The following is a 16,945-nucleotide window of genomic DNA, read 5'->3' on the forward strand; positions in this document are numbered from 1 at the left end:
TCCGCTCAGCGCGGGAGCGCGGCGATCAGCGGCTGGACCAGCTCGCGCGACCGCGCCCGTCGTACTGCACCAGGTTGCCGTCGTCCTGCATCACCAGGCGGAACGGCGGCACAGCGGGGCCGGCATCGACGAAGTAGCGCGGCAGGGCACTCCAGCTCGCTCGGCCCTGGCCGGCGACCGCCAGGTATCCGCTCTCGTCGATCGAGAGGAAGTCGCCGGACGTGGACGTCCCGGTGGACCAGACCGGACCGGTGCGGCCGGAGACGACGAAGTTGCCGTCGGCCTGCATCGTCGCTCGGTAGGCGCCGTTGCCCGACCGGAGGCCCTCGCCCGCGTACAGCGCGGCCGGAGCGAACAGGGTGCTGCTCGGGAAGGCGATCCGGCTGCTCCAGATCACGGTGTCCTCGATGCTGTACAGGACGAGCCTGCCGGTGTTGTCGAGGTTCATCCGCACTCCGGAGCCGCTGGTGCCGGTGGCCCACTTCGCCGAGCCGTCCGCACCGTAGATCACGGCGTTGCCGTCCTCCTGCAGCACGAGCCGGTTCCCGGCGCCCGAGGTGCCGGTGCTCCAGGTCACTCCGTTCGGGCCGTAGCCGACGAAGTTGCCGTCGCCCTGCATCACCGCGGTGAAGCGGCCGTCGCCCGACGTGAGGCGTCCGTCCGGCCGGAGGGATTCGATGGGGTAGAGGAAGTCGGTGGGCGGCGCTGCGATCGTCGTGCCGATGCTGCTCGCCCACGCGGGGCTGCCGTTCGCGCGGCTGACGACCAGGTTGCCGTCGCTCTGGATCCGCACGGCGGCACCTGCTTCGCCGTCGGTGCCGGTGAACCAGACGGGTCGGCCGTCCGCGGCGTAGATCACGAGGTTGCCGTCGGCCTGCATGACGAGGCGGTCGCCGCGGCCCTGGGTGCCGGTGCTGAAGGTGGCCCGGCCGCTCGCGTCGTAGGTGACGGCGTTGCCGTCGGTCTGCAGCACGAAGCGGTAGCCGCCGCCGACCGAGGCGATGCTCTCGCCGGGCGCGAGCTGCTCTCCGCTGACCAGCGCGTCGGTGAAGACGTTCGCGGCGGTGGCGACCGTGGTCGGGACGTGCCCGGGGCCGGCGGCGAGGGCAGGGGTCGCGCCGAGCAGCAGGGCGCCCGCGGTCACGAGCACCACCGCCCCGGAGAAGAGAGTGCGGGCGGGGTGGAGAGGCGTCATCGCGGGTCCTTCGAGCGGAGTCGGTGGGCGGTTCTCCCGAATGCTTCCACGGCGCTCGCCGCGCCACGCCGCGGGGGCGCGGTCGTGATCGAGTGGTGATCCGGCTGGATCAGGACGCCGGCCGGACCCGTCGTTCGGCCTCGGCGAGCGTCCCGCCCTCGGCGGCCCATCGGTCGAGCACGCCGTCGACCCGAGCCCGTGCGGATCCGCTGCTGCTCTCGAGCAGAGGACGGATCACGTCGCGGGCCAACGGCGCCGTCAACTCCTCGACCCGTGCATCGCGGACGAATCCCTCGAGCCGGGTCAGGTCGGAGGCGCGCAGGAGCGCCGCCCGCGACTGCAGCAGGACGATCGCGGCGAGCCGCGTCTCGAAGACGCGCGGCTCCCATAGCTCCGACGACAGCGCGGTGACGTCGTCGTGCTCGAGCCCGCGGAACTTCTTCAGCGCGTCCCGCACGGTCCCGCGCACGGCGCCGACCGAGGCGCCGGTGGAATCGAGGCCCGCTCCGAGCCGCTCGCGCACGTCCTGCGCGCGCCAGACGTCGCCCTCGTACTCCAGCGCCGTGCGGATGAAGTCGCCGGCGTCGCTCACCCCTCCATCATGCGACGCGCGGGGGAGCAGCGACGAACCGTGCCCCGCCGGCGCCCGCGCGCCGGAGGTGGCGGCCCGCCCTCGGCCGCGGGTCGCGCCGCCCGGGGACGCCGACGGCCCGGCCCGTGCCGGGGAGGCACGAGCCGGGCCGTCGGGAGGGGCCCGCCGCGGGGCGGGACCCGATCGGAGCTGCGTCGGGTCGACCGCGGTCAGCGGCTCGCCCACACCGCCTGGTTGCGGCCGTCGTACTCGACCAGGTTGCCGTCGTCCTGCATGACGAGGCGGAACGGAGCGACCGCGCCGGCGCGGGGCGTCACCGTCCAGGTCCCGGCGCCGTCGCCGCGGACGACGGCCATGAAGCCGTCCTCGTAGAGGTTGAACGAGCTGCCGGCGCCCGAGGTGACCGTCGACCAGATCGGGCCGGAGCGGCCGGAGACGACGAAGTTGCCGTCGCCCTGCATGACGGCGCGGTAGACGCCGTTCGCCGAGCGGAGGAGGCTGCCGGCGGCGAGCCCGTTCTCGGCGTAGAGGCTCGAGCCGGGCAGCTGCGCCTGGCTGGTCCAGAGCACGGTGTCGACCTGGTCGACGATGATCAGCGATCCCGCGTTGTTGATGCCGAGGCGCAGATCCGAGCCGCGGGTGCCGGAGGACCACTGGACCGAGCCGTCCGGCCCGTAGATCACGGCGTTGCCGTCGGACTGCAGCACGAGCCGGTTGCCGGCGCCGCGCGTGCCGGTGGTCCAGACGACGCCCTGCGGGCCGTAGCCGACGAAGTTGCCGTCGGTCTGCATCTCGGCGCGGAAGCGGCCGTCGGCGGAGGTCAGCCGGTGCCCGCCGCGGAGGGTCTCGCCGGTGAAGAGGGTGTCGGTCGCGGGCTCGGCGATCCTCCCGTTGACGCTGCTCGCCCAGGCGGGGGAGCCGTTCTCGCGGGACACGACGAGGTTGCCGTCCTGCTGGATGATCAGGTACGCACCGGGCTCGTCGTTCGTGCCGGTGCTCCAGACGGGCCGGTCGTCGGCGGAGTAGATCACGACGTTGCCGTCGGTCTGCATGACGAGGTGGTCGCCGCGGCCGGCGGTGCCGGTCGCGTAGACGACGCGGCCGTCGGGTCCGTAGGTGACGGCGTTGCCGTCGGTCTGCATCACGAACTCGTAGGCGGGTCCGGGGCTGTCGGAGACGATGCTCTCGCCGGGGGCGAGCTCCTCGCCGCCCTCCAGCGCGTTGTAGTACGCGCCGGCGACGCGGGACTGCGGGTCGGCGTTCGTCCGGAGTGCGGGCGCCGAGTCGGCGGAGGACGTGGAGAGCGTCTGCTGCACCGCCTCCTCGGCGAACGCCGGCGTCGCCGTGAAGAGCAGAGCCCCGGTCGCGACGAGCGCGACGAGCCCGGAGCCGACGAATCGGGAGGGCCCGGTGGAGCGCGAGGCTCCGGTGGAGCGTGAGGAAGAGGGAGGCGTCATCGCAGTTCTTTCTCGAGAGGTCGGCATCGCCGAGCGGATCCTCGAATGCTCGCATGCGGGGGCGGGATCGGGCGTGCGCTCGGGACGCCGTGTCCCGGTCCAGCGCTCGCCGGCATCACGGAGGCACTCGCTCGCCCGTCGCCCCGACCTCGGGCCTTCACGACGGCGGCCCGGTCCGTGCGGGATGCGCACGACCGGGCCGTCGGAGCAGGGCCGACCGCCTCGGCGGAGCCCGCTGTTCGCTGCCGTCAGCGGCTGGACCAGACGACGTGGCCCTGGCCGTCGTACTCGACGAGGGCGCCGTCGTTCTGCATCACGAACCGGAACGGTCCGCCCGCACCGGAGGCGGGACCGTTCGTCCAGACCACGGTGTCGCGCCAGTCGTAGATCGACGCGACGCCGTTCTCGGCGACGTACAGCCCGTTGTCGACCCCGGAGGTCCCGCTCTGCCAGACAGTGCCCGTCGGACCGTGGACGACGAGGTCCCCGTTCGACTGCATCACCGTGAGGTACCGACCGTCGTCCGAGCGCAGCACGTCACCGGTCGAGAGGTAGTTCGGGGCGTACAGGACCGACCCCGGCAGCTGGGACTGGCTGTCCCACGCCAGGTCGCCCTCGTCGTCGACGAGCTTCAGCACTCCGCTGTCGTCGAGCTGGACGGTGAGAGTGTCGTCGCTGGTGCCGGTCGCCCACTTCACCGAGCCGTCGGCGCCGAGGACGACGGCGTCACCGTCGTTCTGCAGGACGAAGCGGTTGCCCGCGCCGTGGGTGCCGGTGCGCCAGATCACGCCGGAGGGCCCGGAGCCGACGAGGTCCCCGTCGGTCTGCATGACCGCGCGGAACAGCCCGTTCTTCGAGGTCAGCTGCTCGCCCGGCGCGAGGGTGCCGCCGGTGCCGAGGGTGTCGTGCGGCGGTTCGGCGGTCGTCCCGGCGCCGGCGGACCAGGCGGGAGCGCCGCTCGGCGACGATGCTGCTCCGGCGGCGCTCTCGGCGAGGGCGGGTGTCGCGCCGAGGAGCAGGGTTCCCGCCGCGACGAGCGCGACGAGTCCGGAGGCGAGGGAGCGTGGATGTGAGGTGGATGTCATGGCAGTTCCTTACTCGAGAGATCGGCACCGCCGTCGACGAGGCGGCATCGCCGAACGGTCTTCCCTCTCACCGAAGCACTGCTGCTGGACGTCGATGCGTTCCGGCGCGGGGCGCAGGGTCGTTGTCGCGTCGTCCCGCTTCTGACCTCTGAGGGGGAGTCGCGCAGGGCCGGACCTCGCGCGCGAAGACGCCGATGGCCCGGCGCGTGCAGGGTGTGCACGAGCCGGGCCGTCGGAGGTGACGTCAGCGCGTCCGCCGACGCATCGATCCCGGCGGGGTCAGCGGAGGGACCAGATCGCGTGGCCCTGTCCGTCGTACTCGACGAGGTTGCCGTCGCTCTGCATCACCAGGCGGAACGGGGCGCCGCCGGCGGCGGGCTGCGAGGCCCAGGTGACGGCGCCGTTGCCGGCTACGACCTTCGCCGTCCCGTCCTTCGAGAACTGGAACGAGCTCTCGACGCCGGCGGTGGCGGTCTGCCAGATCGCTCCGGTCGGGCCGTAGACGACGAAGTTGCCGTCGGCCTGCATCACGGCACGGTAGCGGCCGTCGTCGGAGCGGAGGAGGTCGTCCCTCTCGAGGGTGTTGGGGGCGTACATCTGCGCGCCGGGCAGCCCGGACTGGCTCGTCCAGAGCACGGCGTCGTCCTCGTCGAGAACGGTCAGCACGCCGCTGTCGTCGAGGGTGACGTGGTCGACCCCGCCCCCCGTTTCAGCCACCCATTTCCGCGTCCCGTCCTCGCGCTCGACCGTGATGCTGTCCGGCCTCACGGCCAGCCAGTTGTCGGTCCCGCGAGTCCCCGTGTTCCAGACGACACCGTCGGGGCCGTAGCCGACGAGGTTGCCGTCCCGCTGCATCACCGCGCGGAACCGTCCGTTCGGTGAGGTGAGCTGGTGACCACGGTGCAGGACCTCGAAGGTGAGGAGGGTGCTGAGCGGCGGCTCGGCGATCAGGCCGTTGATGCTGCTGGCCCAGGCGGGAGAGCCGTTGACGCGGTAGAGCACGAGGTTGCCGTCCGCCTGGATGACGAGGTGCGAGTCCGGCTCGATGTCGGTCCCGGTGCTCCAGAGCGGGCGATCGTCGGCGGAGTAGATCACCGCGTTGCCGTCCTCCTGCATCACGAGGCGGTTGCCGCGCCCCGAGGTGCCGGTGCTGAAGACGGCTCGGCCGGCCTGGTCGTACGTCACGGCGTTCCCGTCGTCCTGCATCCGGAAGGTGTAACCGCCCCCGGGTCCGCCGGAGGCGATGGACTGTCCCGCCGACAGCTGGGCGGAGGCCTCGAGGGTGCTGGAGGTCGCGGAGTCGCCCGCGCGTGCTGTCTCGGAGCGGGGTGCCGAGACTGCGCCGTGCGCGCCCTCAGCGGAGGCGGGCGCGGCGCCGAGGAGCAGGGCGCCGGTCGTGACGAGCGCGACGAGCCCGGAGGCGAGTGGGCGTGAGGAGGTGTGAGATGTCATCGCAGTTCTTTCTCGAGGTGTTGTCGTGGAGGGCGAGAGGTCGGTATCACCGAGCGGTCGTCCCTCTCACCGAAGCACCTGCGTTCGAGCCCGTCGCCCGTTGGCGTTCGACACGTGCTCTCTGTCGCGTGTTCCGGTTCCCGGCCCTCCGGACGGCGTCGGCGGTCGGTGCGCGCACCCGTCGCGTGCTGCTCCGAGGGCACGACGACGGCCCGGCTCGTGCTGAGGAGCACGGGCTGGGCCGTCGAGTGAAGGCGTCACCGCGACTGCGGGAGCCGGACTGCAGAAGCCGTCAGCGGCTGGACCAGACCGCGTGGTGGTGGGCGTCGTACTCGACGAGGTTGCCGTCGCTCTGCATCACGAGGCGGAACGGAGCGGCGCCGCCCGCGGGCGTGGCCGCCCAGGTGACAGCGCCGTTGCCGGCCACGACCTGTGCCGTGCCGTCCTTCGAGAACTGGAACGAGCTCTCGACTCCGGAGGTGGCGGTCTGCCAGATCGCTCCCGTCGGGCCGTAGACGACGAAGTTGCCGTCGGCCTGCATCACGGCGCGGTAGGCGCCGTCATCGGAGCGGAGGTGGTCGTCGACCTCGAGGGTGTTGGGGGCGTACAGCTGCGCGCCGGGCAGCCCGGACTGGCTCGTCCACAGGACGGCGCCGTCCTCGTCGAGAGCGGTCAGGACACCGCTGTCGTCGAGCGTGAGGGAGGTGGCCTCACCCCCGGTGTCGGCCGCCCACTTGATCCCCCCGTCCGCGCCGATGATCAGGGCGTAGCCGTCGTCGGAGACGAGGAGCTGGTTGTCGGTGCCGAAGGTGCCGGTGCTCCAGACGACGCCGTCCGGGCCGTAGCCGACCAGGTTGCCGTCGCGCTGCATGACGGCGCGGAACAGTCCGTTCGGCGACGTGAGCTGGTGGCCGCGGTACAGCACCTCGTCGTCTTAGAGAGTGCTGAACGGCGGCTCGGGGATCCTGCTGTTGCTGTCGCTCGCCCAGGCCGGGGAGTCGTCCTCGCGGTAGAGGACGAGATTGCCGTCCGACTGCATGACGAGGTGGGCGTTCGGCTCGTTGTCCGTCCCGGTGCTCCAGAGCGGACGGCCGTCGGAGGAGTAGATCACGACGTTGCCGTCCTCCTGCATCACGAGGCGGTTGCTCCGCCCCGAGGTGCCCGTGCTGAAGTGGGCGTGGCCGACCTCGTCGTAGACGACGGCGTTGCCGTCGTCCTGCATCCGGAAGGTGTAGCCGCCTCCCGACTGGCTCGAGGCGATGGACTGACCGGCGAGGAGCTGCTGGCCGGGGTTCAGTGCGTCGGGGGCCGACGCACTGGCGGCGGCGGAGACGCTCGAGGACGCGGTGCTGAGACCGCCCTGAGCGAGGGCGGGTGTCGCGCTGAGGAGCAGGGCGCCGGTCGCGACCAGCGCGACGAGACCTGAGGCGAGCGGGCGGGGGGGTTGTGGTGTCATCGCAGTTCCTTCTCGAGAGATGGGCGCCGTCGGGGTGAGGGCGGCATCACGAGCGGACTGCTTCGATCCTGGCGCGAGCGGGTGCGCACGACGAGGGATCGGCGCGCGGTGACCGGTCCTTGGCACGCCGTCCGTTCCAGCGCCTCGCGCGCGTCAGGGGAGGGGGCGGCGGAGGGCGTCCAGGCGCCGGCGCCAGGCGTCGAGCCGGCCCGGCACCGCGGCGAGCGCCGGTCCGTCGACCCAGCCCGTGGCCAGGCGCAGGCCGTGCAGGGCGTTCGCCGTCCACACCTCGCGGCCGTCGAGGTCGACCGGTTCAGCCGGCGCCTCGATGACGTCGACGCCCAGTGCTCCTGCCAGCACGGAGACCGTGCGGGCGGTCACGCTCCGCACCCGGCGGCTGCTCGCGGGCGGGACGACCAGCGCGTCGCCGAGCCACCAGAGCACAGCGCTCGAGGCGCCGTCGATTACGGCGCCGTCGGGACCGAGGATCACGGCCTCGTCCGCACCGGCGGCGAGAGCGCGGGAGCGCAGGAGCGCCAGCCGTGCGATGTCGGGTCCCTTGCGCTCCGGGGTGCGGCGCGGATCCACGGGGCTGGTCCAGAGGACGACGGTGCGGCCCCGCGGCGGGGCATCGCGCAGCCGGAGGCGCAGACCCTCTGCGGTGAGCTCGACGCGGGGGAAGGAGTCGCCGCTGCGGGGGAGCGCCGCGATCGCGGCGTCGAAGAACGCCGCGGTGTCGTCGGAACCGACGCCCGGAGTCGACCCGGCGTCGGCGACGGCGCCCAGGAACCGCTCCCGGTGCAGCTCGAGACCGCGCACGCGGCCCTCCGACACCAGCCAGGAGTCGGCCGCGAGGAGGACACCGGCCGAGTCGTCCACAGCGGGACCGAGCTCCCGCCCGTCCCACTTCCGCGCCAGCTCGCCGTCCACGACCGCCTACGCTAGCCCAGTGGCCGCGCTCCCCGAGGTTTCCGCCGCCCGGCGGCAGCTGGCCTGGGTCGATCCCGAGCGAGCATACCTCGGCTTGTTCGCCTCGGCGGACGCCTCCTTCTGGCTCGACTCCGGCCGCGACGCCGTCGAGGGCCTCTCCTTCCTCGGATCCTCGGACGACGTGCTGACGGTCGGGCCCGGCGGGGACGTGTCGGCGGCGCTCGCCGCCGTAGAGACGGAGCGCACCGGCGACCGGGCGCTCGGCCGGTACGGCTGGATCGCCTACGAGGCGGGTGCGCCCTTCGTCGCCCTTCCGCCCGCCTCCGTCGACGCCGACGCTCCGCCCGCGCTCGCGCTGATCCGCGGCGACCCGGTGCTCGAGTTCGACCACGCCCGGCGGACCCTGCACCTCGTCTCCTCCCCGGAGAGGGAGCAGGAGGCGCGGCGGCTGGAGCGAGCGCTGACGGCGCTCGGCGAGACCCCTGCCGATATCGGCGAGCCGCGCGACGCGGAGCCGTCCGGGCCCGCCGAGTGGCGGCACGGTCCCGAGCGGTACCGAGCCCTGATCGCCCACTGCCAGGCCGCGATCCGCGCGGGTGACGCCTACCAGCTCTGCCTCACCAACGAGGTGGTGGTCGAGGGTGCGTTCGATCCGGTCGAGGCGTACCGGCGCCTGCGCCGCTCGAGTCCCAGCCACCACGGCGGACTGATCCGGGTCGCCGGGCTCGCCCTCGTCAGCGCCTCGCCCGAGCGCTTCCTCGACGTCACGGCCGAGGGCCGCGTCGCCACGCATCCGATCAAAGGCACCCGGACGCGCAGCGCCGACCCCGTCGTCGACGCGGAGCTGCGGGCCGAGCTGCTCGCGAGCGTCAAGGAGCGCGCCGAGAACGTGATGATCGTCGACCTCGTGCGGAACGACCTGGCCCGCATCGCCGCTCCCGTGTCGGTGCAGGTGGACCGCCTCCTCGAGATCGAGACCTACCCGCACGTGCACCAGCTGGTGAGCGAGGTGTCGGCGCAGCTCGCGCCCGCTGTCGGACCGGCCGAGCTGCTCGCCGCGACCTTCCCCGCCGGCTCGATGACGGGAGCGCCGAAGCGACGCGCGATCGAGCTCCTGCGCGAGTGGGAGGCCGGGCCGCGCGGTCTCTACGCCGGCGCGTTCGGCCGCCTCGGCGGCGACGGCTCGCTCGATCTCGCGATGACCATCCGCACCCTCGTGCTCGACGGCGCCCGCGCCAGGATCGGCACCGGCGGAGGCATCACGACCTTGTCGATCCCCGACGAGGAGGTGGAGGAGACCCGCCTCAAGGCCCGCGCGCTGCTGGCCGCGCTCGGAGTCGACCTGCTCGTCACGGCGGAGTCGTCGCCCGGCCACTAGAGGCCAGTAGGGTTGTTGGTCGGACGCAGGCGCCCTCCGAGCGCGCGCCCACCCCCACCCTCACAGAAGTAGGACACACCTGTGGCAGAAGAGACCTCCCAGCAGACCGGCCCGACCGACGAGGAGCGCTACGACTTCCGCGCGCTCCAGGAGAAGTGGCTCCCGATCTGGGAGGAGACCCGGCCGTTCGCGACCGGCGACTCCACCGACAAGCGCCCGCGCAAGTACGTGCTGGACATGTTCCCCTACCCCTCCGGCGACCTGCACATGGGCCACGCGGAGGCGTACGCGCTGGGCGACGTCATCGCGCGCTACTGGCGCCAGCAGGGCTTCAACGTGCTGCACCCGATCGGCTGGGACAGCTTCGGCCTGCCCGCCGAGAACGCGGCGATCAAGCGCGGCCTCAACCCGGTCACCTGGACCTACGACAACATCGAGCAGCAGAAGCGCTCGATGAAGCGCTACGCCGCGTCCTTCGACTGGGACCGCGTGCTGCACACCTCCGACCCCGAGTACTACAAGTGGAACCAGTGGCTGTTCCTCAAGATGTACGAGAAGGGCCTCGCCTACCGCAAGGACAGCTGGGTCAACTGGGACCCGGTGGACCAGACCGTCCTGGCGAACGAGCAGGTCCTCGCCGACGGCACCTCGGAGCGCTCCGGCGCCGTCGTCGTGAAGAAGAAGCTCACGCAGTGGTACTTCAAGATCACCGACTACGCCGACCGCCTGCTCGACGACCTCAACCAGCTCGAGGGCTCCTGGCCGTCGAAGGTCATCGCCATGCAGCGCAACTGGATCGGCCGCTCGATCGGCGCCGACGTCGAGTTCGAGATCGAGGGCCGCGAGGAGCGGATCACCGTCTTCACGACGCGCCCCGACACCCTCTTCGGCGCGACCTTCATGGTCGTCGCACCCGACTCCGACCTGGCCGCGGAGCTGGTCGAGGGCGCCGAGCCCGAGCTGCGGACCGCCTTCCGCAGCTACCTCGAGAAGGTGCAGAAGTCGAGCGAGATCGAGCGCCTCACCGTCGACCGCCCGAAGACCGGCGTGTTCCTCGGCCGCTACGCGATCAACCCCGTCAACGGCGAGCGCCTGCCGATCTGGTCGGCCGACTACGTGCTGTCCGACTACGGTCACGGCGCGGTCATGGCCGTGCCCGCGCACGACCAGCGAGACCTCGATTTCGCCCGCGCCTTCGACCTGCCGGTGCGGGTCGTCGTCGACACGACCGCCTCGGTCACCGGCGCGATCCCGGTCATCCCCAAGGACCCGGAGGAGCTCGCCGCGCTCGAGAAGGAGTACTCGCTCGACCCGGCCACCACCGGCGAGGCGCTGACCGGCGACGGCCGCCTGATCAACTCCGGCCCGCTCGACGGATTGTCGAAGCGCACCGCGATCGAGCGCGTGATCAAGCTGCTCGAGGAGCGCGGTCGCGGCCGCTCGGCGAAGAACTACCGCCTGCGCGACTGGCTGATCTCGCGCCAGCGCTACTGGGGCACGCCGATCCCGATCATCCACGGCGAGAACGGCGAGCTGATCCCGGTCCCCGAGGACCAGCTGCCCGTGCGCCTGCCCTCGACCGACGGCCTGGACCTGCAGCCGAAGGGCTCCTCGCCGCTGGGCGCGGCCGAGGACTGGGTGAACGTCGCCAACCCGAACGACGGCAGCCCCGCGCGCCGCGACCCGGACACGATGGACACCTTCGTCGACTCCTCCTGGTACTTCCTCCGCTTCCTCTCGCCGAAGGACGACACCCAGGCGTTCGATCCGAAGCTCGCCGAGAAGTGGGCGCCCGTCGACCAGTACGTCGGCGGCGTGACGCACGCGATCCTGCACCTGCTCTACGCGCGCTTCATCACCAAGGTGCTCTTCGACCTGGGCTACGTCTCCTTCACCGAGCCGTTCACCGCGCTGCTCAACCAGGGCATGGTGCAGATGGACGGCGCCGCGATGTCGAAGTCGAAGGGCAACATCGTCCGCCTGTCGGACCAGCTGGACGAGTTCGGCGTCGATGCCGTGCGCCTGACGATGGCGTTCGCAGGCCCGCCCGAGGACGACATCGACTGGGCCGACGTCTCACCCTCGGGCAGCGCGAAGTTCCTCGCCCGCGCCTGGCGCCTGGCGAAGGACGTCACGACCAAGCCCGACGTGGAGTGGAAGAACGGCGACGCGGCGCTGCGCCGGCAGACGCACCGCTTCCTCGCCGAGTCGCCCTCGCTGATCGAGGCGTTCAAGTTCAACGTCGTCGTCGCGCGCCTGATGGAACTGGTCAACGCGACCCGCAAGGTCATCGACTCCGGCGCCGGCGCAGGCGACCCCGCCGTCCGCGAGGCGACCGAGGTCGTCGCGATGGCGCTGAACCTCTTCGCGCCGTACACGGCCGAGGACATGTGGAACCGTCTCGGCTACGAGGGCTCGGTGGCGCACGCGCTCTGGCGCAAGGCCGACCCGACGCTCCTGGTGGAGGAGAAGGTCACCGCGATCCTCCAGGTCGACGGCAAGGTCCGCGACCGCATCGAGGTCTCGCCGAAGATCTCCTCGGACGAGCTCGAGCAGAAGGCGCGCGCGGCCACCGGTGTCGCGCGGGCGCTGCTGGGCCGCGAGGTGGTCACGGCCGTCGTCCGCGCACCGCGCCTGGTGAATCTGGTGACGAAGCCGGCCTAGGCCGTCCCGAGCACCGGCTCACCTCGAAGGGGCTCCTCCATCGCGGAGGGGCCCTTCGACGTTTCCGCCTGTGACGCGCTGTCAGGCGGGCGGCACCGCTCCGTTGCGGATGTGCTGGTAGACGACCGAGGTGCGGACGTCGGCGACCTCGCGGCGCTCGGTGAGGCGGTCGATGACGAAGGCGTAGAGGTCGTCGTTGTCGCGGACGGCGACGTGGATGATGAAGTCCTCGTTGCCGGCGGTGACGAAGACGCCGAGGGTCTGCTCGAGGCCGCTGACCCAGTCGCGGAACGACTCGATCACCTCGCGCGACGGCGGCCGGATGCGCACGGCGATCAGCGCCTGGACGCCGCGGCCGATCGCGGCGAGGTCGACGTCGAGGGTGGCGCCTCGGATGACGCCGTGGGTGCGCAGCCGCCGCATGCGATCGAGGGAGGTGGTGGGGGAGACGCCGACCGCGGTCGCGATGTCGCGATTGGACATCCGCGCATCCGACTGCAGGAGGCGGAGGATGGCGATGTCGAGCGCGTCGAGGACCACCCCATCGCGGTTCTGCTGGTCGTTCATACGGACATCCTGCGGGATGCTCGCGCATCCGCCTATCGTGAGCGCGGCCGGTCGGGAGGACCGACCAGAGAGGGATGACGATGAGCACTGCACCTGTCGGCTACGCCGAGGACGAGATCGACACCGCGGCGCCGACCCGATCGGCGCGGCTGAAGTGGGTGGTCGTGGTCGACGAGACACTGCCGATCGGGCGCGCGGTGAACGCCGCCGTCTGCGTCGCCGCGGCGACCGGTGCGCAGGTGCCCGGGCTGCTCGGCCCCGCCGCGCAGGACGCCTCGGGCTCCGAGCACCCGGGGCTGCCGTGGGCGGGCTGCACCGTGCTCGCGGCCGACGCGGCGACGCTGCGGACCATCCGGGCGAAGGCGGAGGCGCACGAGGGGACGTTCGTCGCCGACATGCCCGCTGCCGCGCAGGACACCCGGGTGTACGACGAGTACCGGGAGGCGCTCGGGGCGACCCCGCCCGAGCTCGTCGAGTACCTGGCGGTCGGTCTGATCGGGCCGAGGAACCGCGTGGACAAGATCGTCGGGCGGCTGCGACTGCTCTGAGCGGTCGGGGCGGGCGTCCTCCACAGGACGGGATCTCGAGCTTCGTCCACTGAACCGAAGGAGTCGCTGATCGCCAGATCGGGGCCGTTCTAGCGTCGTCGGATGCAGCAGACGAGCCAGGCCGACGACCCCGCGGGGCTGCTGCGCCGTCCGCGGCGAGCGCGGTCGCGCTGGCGGATCGGGGTCGGCGCGGCGATGGTGCTGGTGATCGCGGCGGCGGTCGTCGCGGTGCTCCTCGCCGGGACGCGGGCGAGCGGCCGGACGGAGGTGCTCGCGCCGGCCGGTGGTGTCACTGCTGCGGCGGGTCCGTCCGGAGCGCCCTCGTCCACGGAAGGGAACGCGACGCCCGCGGCGAGCAGCAGCCCCGGTGAGGTGCTCTACGTGCACGTCGCCGGAGCGGTCACCGCGCCCGGCCTCTATCTGCTCGATCCCGGTGCGCGGGTGGCCGATGCGCTCGCGGCGGCGGGTGGTTTCACGGAGCCGGCCGAGCGGGCCGCCGTGAACCTCGCGCGCCGGCTCGTGGACGGCGAGCAGATCCTCGTCCCGGAGCGGGGTGCGGCGGTCGTACCGGGCGGCACGGCTCCGGCCGCCGGAGGTGCTGCCGCCGCGGGCGGGATCGTCAGCCTCAGCACGGCCACGGCTGCGCAGCTGGAGGAGCTGCCCGAGATCGGCCCTGCGATGGCGGCGAAGATCATCGCCTACCGGGAGGAGCACGGGCCGTTCACCTCGGTGGACCAGCTGCTGGAGGTGCCGGGCGTCGGCGAGAAGACGCTCGAGGCGTTCCGCGAGCAGGTGGCGCCGTGATCCGCGCGCAGGACCTGCGGCTGCTGCCGCTCGCGCTCTCGGCCTGGGCGGCGGCCGCGGCGACCGGGCTGCTGCCGGTCACCGCCGTCCTCGGGGGCGGGGTGCTGCTCTGCACGGTCGCGTGGTCCGTGTGCCTCGTCGCCGTCCTGGCTCTCGGACTGCTTCGTCGGCGGCGCGTTGCCGTCGTCCTCGCCGGTATCGCGGTGGCGCTCGGGGCAGCAGCGCTGGCCGTCACCTCCGTCGTCGTGACGACTCCCGAGCGGCATCCTCCTGAGCTGCGGGCAGCCGCGGAGTCCCGAACGGCTCAGGCCGTGCTCGTCCGGGTCGAGACGTCCGCACGTCCGCTCGTCACCGGCGGGGTGTGGTTCGACGCCACAGCACTGCAGCTGGGGGATCAGCCGATGTCCGCGCCGGTCCGGGTGTTCCTCGCCGAGCCCGGAGGGCGGCTGCCGGTCGGCTCCGAGGTGGTGCTGCGGGCTCGGGCCGAGGAGCCGGGCGTCGTCGGCGAGAGCACGCTCCTGACGGCGAGCGCCGTGCTCGAGCGGCGTCCGCCCGTGGGGGTGGCGGCGGTCGCGGAGGTCCTGCGCTCGGGCTTCCTCGCCCGGACCGCGGTGCTCGGGGGAGACGTTGCCGGTCTGCTGCCCGGGCTCGCGACCGGGGACACCTCCGCCCTGGCGTCCGATCTGGAGGACGACATGCGGACCGCCTCCCTCACCCACCTCACCGCGGTGTCCGGCGCGAACTGCGCGGTCGTGGTCGCGGCGGGCTGGCTCGTCGCCGCGCTGCTCGGCGCCGGCCGCAGGCTCCGCACCGTCTCGGCTCTGACGGTCCTCGCGGCGTTCGTCGTGCTGGTCACTCCGGAGCCGAGCGTCGTCCGTGCGGCGGTGATGGCGAGCGTCGTGCTGCTCGCGCGACTGGGGCGGCGCTCGGGCGCGGCGGTCCCGGCGCTGCTGGCGAGTGTCGTCCTGCTGATGCTCGTCGATCCCGCGATCGCGGGGCGGCTCGGCTTCGTGCTGTCCGTGCTGGCGACGGGCGGGCTGCTGCTCGCGGCGGAGCCGATCGCGGACCGGCTCGGCGACGTGCTGCCGCGTCCGCTCGCGCTCGTGGTCGCGGTTCCGCTGGCGGCCCAGCTGGCCTGCCAGCCCGCGGTCCTGCTGATCGACCCGTCGATCCCGGTCTACGGGGTGCTGGCGAACCTGCTCGCCGAGCCGGCGGCCCCGGTGGCCACCGGACTCGGGCTGATCGGCTGCCTCCTGGCGCCGTGGTGGCCGGGCGGCGCCGACATCGCGATCCGCCTCGCCGCCGTGCCGGCCCGGTGGATCGCCTCGATCGCGCGCGCCGTCGCCACCTGGCCGTCGCCGCGGATCGCCTGGCTGCCCGGGCTCGGCGGGATGCTGGCGCTCACGGTCCTGACCGTGCTCGCCCTGCTGCTCGTCACCCGTTCGCGTCGTCTCGCGCGGGCGCGACAGGTCGCGGCGACCGTGCTCGCCGGGGCGCTGGTCGTCGGGGGAGTGTCGAGCGTGGCGACGCCGCTGCTGCGCTCCGGAGCCGTCCCGCCGGACTGGCGGGTGGCGATGTGCGACATCGGGCAGGGCGACGCGGTGCTGATCCGCGGCGACGCCGGAGTGGTCCTCGTCGACACCGGGCCGCTGCCGGAGCGGCTCGACGCGTGCCTCGACCTGCTCGGCATCGACCGCCTCGCGCTGCTGCTGCTCACCCACTACGACCTCGACCACGTCGGCGGCCTGGCGGCCGTGGTCGGCCGCGTCGACGAGGCGCTCGTCGGCCCGGTGGCGGACGAGGGCGACACCCGCGATCGCGCCGACCTCGTGTCCGGCGGGGCAGCGGTGCGGGAGGCGGCGCGCGGCGACAGCGGCTCGGTCGGCTCGCTGCACTGGCGAGTCGTCTGGCCGGAGCGGGGGACCACCCTCCGCGGCAACGAGGCGAGCGTGACCCTGCGGATCGACATCGCCGCGGACGCGATCGGCGGGCCGCTCTCGCTGGCCATGCTCGGCGACCTCGGCGCCGAGGAGCAGGGCCGGCTCGCACGCCTGGACCCGGGCCGCGTCGACGTCGTGAAAGTGGCGCACCACGGCTCCGCCGACCAGTCGCCCGCCCTCTACGACGCGCTGGGTGCCCGCATCGGCCTCGTCTCGGTCGGCGCGGACAACACGTACGGCCACCCGACGCCGTCGCTGCTCGCGCTGCTGGCCGAGCGCGGCACCCGCGCCCTGCGGACGGACCTCGAGGGGACGGTGCTGCTCTCCTCGCGACCCGAGGGGGTCGTCGTCTGGACGAGCGGCGCCGCCGCCCCGGTGGCCGCTCTGGACGAGCAGGGAGGTGGGGTCACGCCTGTGCTCGGCCGAGGGTCGCCGGTCGCCGGGGAGGACGGTGCTGCCAGAACCCGATCCGCAGGTGTCTTGCGACGGAGTGGACAGCCTGGCGCCGCGGATCGGTCGCGGACGTCGCCGACTGCTTGGATACGGGATCGACGTGGCGTGACGAGGAGAAGGAGTCGGCGTGACTCGGAAGGAACGACCCGAACTCCGGAAGGATCAACCCGGCGTCTCGATCTCTCTGGTCATGTTCGCCCACGTGGCACTCCTCCTGTTCCTGGCCGCGGTGCCCCACCAGCCGCCGTGGTGGATCGTCGTCTCCGCGGTCGCGCTGGTCGGAACGGGGATCGGCGCCTTCTCCGATTCCCGCAGGTACCGACGGAAGTACCTGGAGAGGCAGCGACGGCGCGGTCCGTCCTGACGGCGCGACCTCTCCTCGCTCCTCCAGCGGGTGTCTCCGGACTCGTAGAATCGAGGGTCA

Annotated in this window: 14 protein-coding genes and 1 pseudogene; 6 read left to right on the plus strand and 9 right to left on the minus strand. The window is 72.8% G+C overall.

The genetic code is table 11. The features are described from left to right. Positions 1-25 precede the first annotated feature (25 nt). From C1I64_RS03880 to C1I64_RS20485, 8 genes are all read right to left on the minus strand, one after another. Entirely contained in the window at positions 26-1,195 is a 1,170-nt protein-coding gene (locus C1I64_RS03880) for a hypothetical protein (protein WP_127886261.1), read from the minus strand. Between the two features lie 109 nt (positions 1,196-1,304). After that, entirely contained in the window at positions 1,305-1,787 is a 483-nt protein-coding gene (locus C1I64_RS03885) for a DNA alkylation repair protein (RefSeq protein ID WP_127886262.1), read from the minus strand. Between the two features lie 209 nt (positions 1,788-1,996). Further along, on the minus strand, positions 1,997-3,244 hold the full coding sequence (locus C1I64_RS03890; RefSeq protein WP_164874435.1) for a hypothetical protein: 1,248 nt from the start codon (positions 3,242-3,244) through the stop codon (positions 1,997-1,999). A 248-nt stretch (positions 3,245-3,492) separates the two neighbouring features. After that, positions 3,493-4,329 (minus strand): hypothetical protein, encoded by an 837-nt coding sequence (locus C1I64_RS03895; RefSeq protein ID WP_127886264.1) that lies wholly within the window; start codon positions 4,327-4,329, stop codon positions 3,493-3,495. Positions 4,330-4,608: 279 nt separating this feature from the next. Continuing rightward, positions 4,609-5,781, minus strand: a complete 1,173-nt coding sequence (locus C1I64_RS03900) for a hypothetical protein (RefSeq protein WP_127886265.1) — start codon at positions 5,779-5,781, stop codon at positions 4,609-4,611. A 292-nt stretch (positions 5,782-6,073) separates the two neighbouring features. After that, positions 6,074-6,706, minus strand: coding sequence for a hypothetical protein (locus C1I64_RS03905; protein ID WP_127886266.1), 633 nt, complete (start codon positions 6,704-6,706; stop codon positions 6,074-6,076). A 9-nt stretch (positions 6,707-6,715) separates the two neighbouring features. Next, positions 6,716-7,237: a hypothetical protein gene (locus tag C1I64_RS03910; RefSeq protein WP_127886267.1), complete on the minus strand. Its 522-nt coding sequence runs from the start codon at positions 7,235-7,237 to the stop codon at positions 6,716-6,718. A gap of 153 nt (positions 7,238-7,390) precedes the next feature. Continuing rightward, positions 7,391-8,167 (minus strand): aminotransferase class IV, encoded by a 777-nt coding sequence (locus C1I64_RS20485; RefSeq protein ID WP_127888446.1) that lies wholly within the window; start codon positions 8,165-8,167, stop codon positions 7,391-7,393. 19 nt (positions 8,168-8,186) lie between these two features. Between C1I64_RS20485 and C1I64_RS03920 the strand changes: the two genes are divergently transcribed. Both C1I64_RS03920 and leuS read left to right on the plus strand, forming a co-directional pair. Next, positions 8,187-9,545 (plus strand): anthranilate synthase component I family protein, encoded by a 1,359-nt coding sequence (locus tag C1I64_RS03920; RefSeq protein ID WP_244209397.1) that lies wholly within the window; start codon positions 8,187-8,189, stop codon positions 9,543-9,545. An 81-nt stretch (positions 9,546-9,626) separates the two neighbouring features. After that, positions 9,627-12,209 (plus strand): leucine--tRNA ligase, encoded by a 2,583-nt coding sequence (leuS, locus tag C1I64_RS03925; RefSeq protein ID WP_127886269.1) that lies wholly within the window; start codon positions 9,627-9,629, stop codon positions 12,207-12,209. Between the two features lie 81 nt (positions 12,210-12,290). Here the strand turns inward: leuS and C1I64_RS03930 are convergent, their stop codons facing one another. Next, a complete protein-coding gene (locus C1I64_RS03930) occupies positions 12,291-12,776 on the minus strand; it encodes an Lrp/AsnC family transcriptional regulator (RefSeq protein WP_127886270.1) in 486 nt (161 codons plus the stop codon). Positions 12,777-12,856: 80 nt separating this feature from the next. On the opposite strand from C1I64_RS03930, the gene C1I64_RS03935 reads away from it, so the two are divergent. The 4 genes and pseudogenes from C1I64_RS03935 (at position 12,857) to C1I64_RS03950 (ending at position 16,885) form a co-directional block, all read left to right on the plus strand. Continuing rightward, entirely contained in the window at positions 12,857-13,324 is a 468-nt protein-coding gene (locus C1I64_RS03935) for a DUF2000 domain-containing protein (RefSeq protein WP_127886271.1), read from the plus strand. A gap of 102 nt (positions 13,325-13,426) precedes the next feature. Continuing rightward, a complete protein-coding gene (locus tag C1I64_RS03940; protein ID WP_127886272.1) occupies positions 13,427-14,128 on the plus strand; it encodes a ComEA family DNA-binding protein in 702 nt (233 codons plus the stop codon). Between the two features lie 695 nt (positions 14,129-14,823). Then, positions 14,824-15,900 (plus strand): annotated as a pseudogene (locus C1I64_RS20860) (ComEC/Rec2 family competence protein); the annotation flags it as partial. A gap of 748 nt (positions 15,901-16,648) precedes the next feature. Then, positions 16,649-16,885 carry a hypothetical protein gene (locus C1I64_RS03950; protein WP_127886273.1) on the plus strand — a complete coding sequence of 79 codons (237 nt, stop codon included), beginning with the start codon at positions 16,649-16,651 and terminating at the stop codon, positions 16,883-16,885. Positions 16,886-16,945: the final 60 nt, after the last annotated feature.

The organism is Rathayibacter festucae DSM 15932, from assembly GCF_004011135.1.
Classification (GTDB): domain Bacteria; phylum Actinomycetota; class Actinomycetes; order Actinomycetales; family Microbacteriaceae; genus Rathayibacter; species Rathayibacter festucae.